This is a genomic window from Streptomyces chilikensis (assembly GCF_001642695.1).
GTDB classification, from domain to species: domain Bacteria; phylum Actinomycetota; class Actinomycetes; order Streptomycetales; family Streptomycetaceae; genus Streptomyces; species Streptomyces chilikensis.
In genome coordinates this window covers 23116-29618 of sequence record NZ_LWCC02000179.1, presented here as the reverse complement: position 1 = coordinate 29618, position 6503 = coordinate 23116, and the positions used below count along the sequence as shown (strand labels likewise).

3 protein-coding genes, 1 tRNA gene and 1 pseudogene are annotated in these 6503 nt (G+C 67.6%); 3 read left to right on the top strand and 2 right to left on the bottom strand.

Going from position 1 to position 6503, the window contains the following annotated elements; genetic code table 11:
• Positions 1–169 precede the first annotated feature (169 nt).
• Positions 170–254, top strand: a tRNA-Leu gene (locus A2U95_RS30905).
• On the opposite strand, the gene A2U95_RS30900 is transcribed toward A2U95_RS30905, so the two are convergent.
• Together A2U95_RS30900 and A2U95_RS30895 are read right to left on the bottom strand one after the other, a co-directional pair.
• On the bottom strand, positions 219–1970 hold the full coding sequence (locus A2U95_RS30900; RefSeq protein ID WP_166029171.1) for a recombinase family protein: 1752 nt from the start codon (positions 1968–1970) through the stop codon (positions 219–221). The two genes, A2U95_RS30905 and A2U95_RS30900, sit on opposite strands and share 36 nt — an antisense overlap.
• 288 nt (positions 1971–2258) lie before the next feature.
• Positions 2259–2999 (bottom strand): TrmB family transcriptional regulator, encoded by a 741-nt coding sequence (locus tag A2U95_RS30895; RefSeq protein ID WP_166029169.1) that lies wholly within the window; start codon positions 2997–2999, stop codon positions 2259–2261.
• A gap of 1008 nt (positions 3000–4007) precedes the next feature.
• On the opposite strand from A2U95_RS30895, the gene A2U95_RS30890 reads away from it, so the two are divergent.
• Positions 4008–5642, top strand: a complete 1635-nt coding sequence (locus A2U95_RS30890) for a GmrSD restriction endonuclease domain-containing protein (RefSeq protein WP_166029168.1) — start codon at positions 4008–4010, stop codon at positions 5640–5642.
• Between the two features lie 33 nt (positions 5643–5675).
• A pseudogene (locus A2U95_RS33630) lies at positions 5676–6476 on the top strand (methylenetetrahydrofolate reductase); the annotation flags it as partial.
• Positions 6477–6503: the final 27 nt, after the last annotated feature.

Here is a 6503-nt window from a genome sequence, read left to right as displayed (position 1 = left end):
GCGGCACCGACCTGCGCCGCCCGGCCCCAACCCGCCCTCGGCCATCACTCTCCGTGCGTTCCCCGCTGCACGTCGCCCACCAGCGGATATGCAGGTGAAACCCACCGCCGATCCTTGGTATGGTTATCCACGTCGCCGAGGGGAACGCCCCGACGCGGCGAGACACCTGGTCCGGGTGGCGGAATGGCAGACGCGCTAGCTTGAGGTGCTAGTGCCCTTTATCGGGCGTGGGGGTTCAAGTCCCCCCTCGGACACATACTCCAACGATACGTATGCGAGGGCCTCGACCTGACGGTCGCGGTCCTCGTCGCGTTTTCGTAGCTGACGGTGATGCCCAGGGCTTCGTAGAGAGCTGCTTTGGCCTTAGGTTCGGCGCTCTGTAGCCGTTGTGCGACGTCTCCGAGGTTCTTTGCGATCTCGATGATCTCTTTCTCCGTGAGCGGCTTCTCGATCTTCGGGTTCTTGTTGGCCCCGCTGGCTGCGCTCGTCTGTGGTTTTTCGGCTTCTTCGAGTCTCGCGAGGGCTGTGCGTTTGTCGTTCTGGGCGTCGTTGATCCATTGGGTGACGACGGTGGGGTCGGCTCCGGCGGCGAGTGCGGCCCGGTAGCGGGCGAGGCGCTTGTCGCAGTCCTTCAGGGTTCGCCGTGCGTGGTCCTCTCCGGGGGTGCCGGTGGCAGCGACCTTGGCTGCCGCAACGGTGGCGTGGGTGAGCGCGGTGAGGGTGGTGGTGAGCCGGTCGGGAGTGAAGGCGCGGGCGATCCACCGGTCGAGGTGCGGGGTGATGGTGTCTTCGCGGAGGTAGATGGTGCGGGGGTGGTCGAGGCCGGGGTGGAGGGCCTGGTCGGTCTCGCGGAACTCGCATCGGTAGTAGACGTTGTCGCGGATGACGGCGGGCTGCATCTTTCTCCCGCACAGCGCGCACCGGATCCTTCCGCGCAGGGTGTAAGGGCGGGTGCCGGTGCCGGTGCCGGTGTCGCGTTCGGGGCGGCCGCCGTGCCGGAGGGAGCGTTCGCGGCGGGCCTTTTGCGCTTCTTCGAAAAGGCGGGTGGTGATGATCGGTTCGTGGGCGGGCTCGTTGGACCACACCCATTTCTCCTCCGGGTTGTGCGCCATACGGGTGCGGTGTCCGAGGGTGACCTCTTCGACGTCGATGAGCTGCTCTTCCTTGCGCTGCTTGTTCCAGACCTCGTGGCCGGTGTAGCGGGGATTGCGGAGGATGGTGCGGATCGCGCCGCTCTGCCAGGCAGTCTTGGCCCGGTGGGGGTTGCGGGCCGCGTCGTGCGCGGAGGGGCAGGGGATCCCTTCGCGGTTGAGGGTGGCGGCGAGGGCGTTTGGCGAGGTGCCGTCGATGTAGCTCTGGAAGATCCGCAGGACGACCGGTGCGGTCTCGGGGTCGGGCTCGAGGCGGTGCAACCGTGCGCCGGTCGCGGCTTTCGCCGGGTGCGGATGGACTCCGGCGTCAGCGATCCGGTACCCGTAGGGCGGCCGTCCGCCGAGGTAGCGGCCCTGGAGCTGGACCTGGGAACTCATCGCGGTCCGCACCCGGATCTTGATCCGGTTCCGCTCGCCCTTGCTCATGCCGCCGAAGACGGACATGACGAGGTCGTGCGCCTCGTTGTCCGGGTCGATCGGCCCGCCGACCTCCGGCACCCACAGCGGAACGCGGAAATGGACGAAGATGGGGAAAGTGTTCCCGAACTGGTTGCCGTAGAAGGTGCGCTGCGGCTCCCCGATGACCACGGCCTCAAACCCGCGCTGCGGGTTACGGAGCGCCTGCAGGAGTTGGTTGGCGCGAGGGCGGCGCTGCCAGGGCAGGGAGCGGCTGTGGCCGATGTCGAAATACTCGGCAACGATTTCACCGCCGGCCGGCTCCACCAGCGCCTTGGCCCGGGTGAGCTGCCAGTTCCGGGACGCTTCGGGATCTTGAAGGTCCTCGGTGGAACAGCGGCCGGCGAACGCGAAACGAATCACGAACTGGTCGTCCCTTCGGGTGGGGTGTGGTCGGGGAGGGGAGGGCCGGTAGCCAGGTGCCGCAGCAGGGGCAGCAGAGCGGTGGCGACCGGGAAGGTCACTTCCGCCGGGTGCTCAGGAAGAGCCACGTGGACGACGTGGTTCGGGCGCGGCCCGACGGACCGCGAGGGCGATGGTTCCGACACACCTGGTATGGAGACCGTCCACCCGCGGATTGACACGAGAGGAGCGCTGCCGGGCCGGCCCCATCGGGTGAGCCGGCCCAGCAGTACTCTCACGGGCCGACGGTTATGCGGCCTGGTCCGGCAGCACGGCGCGGTAGGTACGCGGCCGCTCGGTGACCTGTTCGGCCCGGCCCTGCTTCGTCAGCGTGACCAGAGCGTTGGCGACGGCCCCGGAGGACCGCTCGAGCACGCGGCCGATACGGGTGGCCGTGAACGCTTCACCCGGATGAGCGGTCAGGTGCTCGATGACAAGCTGCCGCAGCCCGCCGTGCGCCAGCCGCCCGCTCCCTCCCCGCGCCCCAGCCACCACGGTCTCTGATCCCGGACCGGTAGGACCGGCCTGTACGGCCCGCGGGCCGTACAGGCCCTGCGCCGGGAGCACCGCCGCCACAAGGGCGACCGAAGCCGGCTCCGACACGGTTTCCTCCTGCTGCGGGGGCACCTCCACCACGGTCTCGGCACTCGTGCCCACCCCAGCTGGCGACTCCGCGCAGACGGACTCAACCGGCTCGTTCTTCCCTCCGAGTTCTCCTGGTGCCGAGGCGGGTGTCGGAGACTCCTCGTGGACAGCACTCCAAATGTCGGGGCAGCGCTTGGGACCGAACTGCACGCCGCGCTCCCGCTGAGCAAGTCCGCGCTTCTCCAGCGCGGTAAGCGCCTTGAACGTGCTGGAACGCGGCGTCTCCGCAGTCTGCGCCACCTGATCGACCGTCGCGGGCTCGGTGAACGCGACCAGTTGGGTGTAGACGGCGATGACGGCGGGAGCCAACCCTTCGAGCCGGTCGGCGGTGGTCGACTTGGACATGTGGGCACCTCAATTCCTGGGGCGGAGATGGGTAGTGAGGTCCCCGGCCGGGGTGCGGCTGAGCGAGCCGCTGATGCCGCCGGACGCGTGCGCAGCGCGGTCACCCGGCAGACGTGATCGACCTGCGCACGGCATCGCGAAGGTCTGCGATCCCCTACGTCGGGTCGGCCACGACCATGGACGCTCCAACCCCGCCAACAAGTCAAGCGCGACGGTCCCCTAACGGGTGACGCCCCTTAGCCGACGGTCTTGCATCGGCCAGAGGCTGCAGTGGGGCAGCCGCGGTGGGACGTCTCATGGAACAGAACCCGGCGTATAGCCCGACTCGTCTGCCTTTACGGCCCTGACCTGGGAAGACTTCCGGATCGGGGCCGTTTTATATGGGGTCGGACTTCCCGCTTCCACCTGCGGTTTTCCCGGAAGTTCCCGCGCGAGTGTGCACTGGTTGTGCACTGGCCGCCGGTGTCTCGGCCGTCCACGTACTGTCGGCGCGCGGGCAGACGGGGCCGCAGCTCAGCCGCCGGTCGGTGCCCTCGGCGGGGGACCCAGAACATGGGAACAGGGGGCGGGACTGGGCGGACAGCTCACGATTCGAGCGCAAGTGCGATTGAAGTAGGCGGTTCGCCGCAGGTTCGAGCCCGGGGCAGGAGCCACACGTAAGGGCTGGTTGCGTCGGGCTATGCGGGGCCGGGGCGGACGCGTTCACGGTGGTCGCGTCGCTGCACCTGCCGAAGACGCGGGTGGGGTAGCCGGGTCCTCGGCCGCAGGGGCAGACGTCTCCCGCCCTGCGGCCCGACGAGCCCAGGGGTGGTGCGCCGCCCCTGGGTTCAGGGGAACCTCAGGATCGACTGTCAGCGGTACGCCCTACGCTCGTCTGCGTGGCCGTGCATGCGGTAGAGATCGTTCAGAGTAGGGGGACAAGCGTTGGGGACATCATCAACGTCTGCGGCTCGGGTGCGAGCACCTGAGCCCACGATCGCGCCCATCACCTCGCTCGCAAGCCGGGTCTTGTCGGGCGACATCGTTTTACCCAAGTTCCAGCGGGCGTTCGTCTGGACCCCGCAACAGATCCTGTACCTGCTCGACTCGGTACGCCGGAACTATCCCATCGGCAGCCTCCTGATGTGGCGTACCACCGCCAAGCTCGCCAGCGGGCACGAGGTCGCGGGCCTGGATACTGTGCCGCAGCACGAAGGAGCTCCGGTGCACTACGTCCTGGACGGTCAACAACGACTCGCCAGTCTGGTCGGCGCTCTGCACGGCACCGGGCCGATATGGGATATCGCGTACGACTTGGAACGTGAGGAGTTCCTGCACCTGACAGAGGAGGCGTCGGCGGGACCGCAGATCATGCCGGTACGGCATCTGACCTCGGTCAGCGCGATGATGTCGTGGATCCGGCGCGACAACCCGCCGGTGGAACTGCAGGAACGCGCCCAGGCGCTGAGCGATCAGTTCGCCCACTACCAGGTACCGGTCGTCACGCTGCTCGACGTCTCGGAGGAGGACTCGGCCCGCATCTTCGAACGGATCAACAGCACGGGCACGTCCATGGACATCGTGGACCTGATCCGGGCCGGCACCTGGTCGAAGGACTTCGATCTCAAGGACGAAATCGAGCAACTGCTCCAAGTCCTTGACGTCAAGAACTACGGCCGGGTCGACGCGAAGACCATGCTCCGGACGATCTCGGCAGCAGCCGGGTTCGGTTTCTCCACCAAGTCCATCCACGAATTGCGCGGCCTCGACAAGAACCAGCTCCGGTCGGCAGTCACGGAGGCGGGCAAGGCCGCCGAGCGTGCCGTGGACTTCCTGGCAACGCAGATCGGTACCCCGCAGGCAGAGGCTCTGCCTTACTACAACCAGTTCGCCGTCTTGGTCGAGCTGTTCAGGCAACTGCCCAAGCCGACGGCCGCCCAGTATGACGCGGTGACCCGGTGGTTCTGGTTGACTGCGAGCGGCGAGTACTTCAAGGGCTGGCGCGAGTCGCAGATGGGCCCTGATCTGGCAGCGGTCACGGAGTTCGCCGCGGGCCACTCAACGGAGATCGAGACAGGCGCGGCACTTCCTCGCGCCATCCTGTGGCAGCGGGCTCAGTTCTCCCGACAGAACTCCCCCAGCAAGCTCCTTGTTCTGCTCATGTCGTACGAGAAGCCGAGAGACCTGAACACGGGGCGCCTCGTCGACGTGGCTGACGCCCTCTCCTGGCAGAACAGTAAGCAGTTCCACCATTTCTTCCCTCGCGCTTACTTGAAGAGCGAGGGAGTCAGCGCGGCGCGCGCCAACGTCTGCGGCAACCTGATCATGCTCAGCGCCATCAGCAACAACTGGATCTCCGACCGCCGGCCCTCTGCCTACCTCAGTGACCTGGCCGACTGGCACGGCGAGGACGAGCTGCGAGCGCGGCTGCGGACATGCCTCATAGAGGAGGACGCCTACCAGGCGGCGTTGCGCGACGACTACGACGGTTTTCTTCGTGCGCGTTCCGAGACGCTGCACCGAAGGCTGATGGAACTCATCGGCTCGGCGGCGGGGAGCGCCGACGCCGCGGAACCTTTCACCCCGGTGCCGGCCGTTGCGCCCGACGCTTCGGTGGCAGCCGACTCCGGCTCCGAGCCTATCGACCACGACTCGGTGGACTGAGGAGGTGCGACGGCGGTGCGCATGCGGGACGTGCCCGCCCGGGACCGGCCGCGCGAGCGGCTACTCGCTCGGGGTGCCGAGGCCCTGTCCGATCGAGAACTGCTGGCGTTGTTGCTGGGCGCCGGGGTGCCGGGGCAGGACGCGGTGGAACTGGCCGGTCAGCTGATCATCCGGCACGGCGGACTGTACGAGCTGTCCAGGGTCCCAGCCCAAGAGTTGGCGGCCGGCCTGGCGGGCATCGGCCCAGCGAAAGCCGCGCGGGTCGCGGCAGCCTTCCAACTCGGCCGACAAGTTGCGTTGCCGTCCTCGTCGGCCCGGCAACGGATCAGCAACTCGTCCGACTTGGCAGCGGCCGCTGCGCCACTCCTGCGTGGCCTGCGCTATGGGCATCCGCGCTCCCCCGACTGGGAGACGGAGGTGAGGCACTTCACCGACAAGTGCCGTGCGGGGGCGGACTACGCCATCACCCAGATGTTCTTCCAGCCCGAGTCGTACCTGCGCTTCCGGGACAAGGTGGCGGCGGCCGGCTGTGAGACGCCCATCATCCCCGAGGTGCTTCCGGTCACCAGTGTCCGTATGCTGGAGAGGCTGCCGACTCTGAGCAACACCGTGATTCCCGCTCGGCTGAAAGAGCGGATCCTCACAGCCAAAGACGATCCGGCCGCTGTACGCTCGCTGGGAATCGAGTTCGCCACGGAGTTCTGCGCGCGGCTGCTGTCCGAGGGTGTGCCCGGACTGCACTTCATCACGCTCAACAACTCGACGGCGACACTGGAGATCTACGAGAACCTGGGCCTGCACCAGCCGGTGCGGGGCTGGACCGGAAGCGTCTGAGTCCGTCAGACTGCCCGGTCCTAGGGA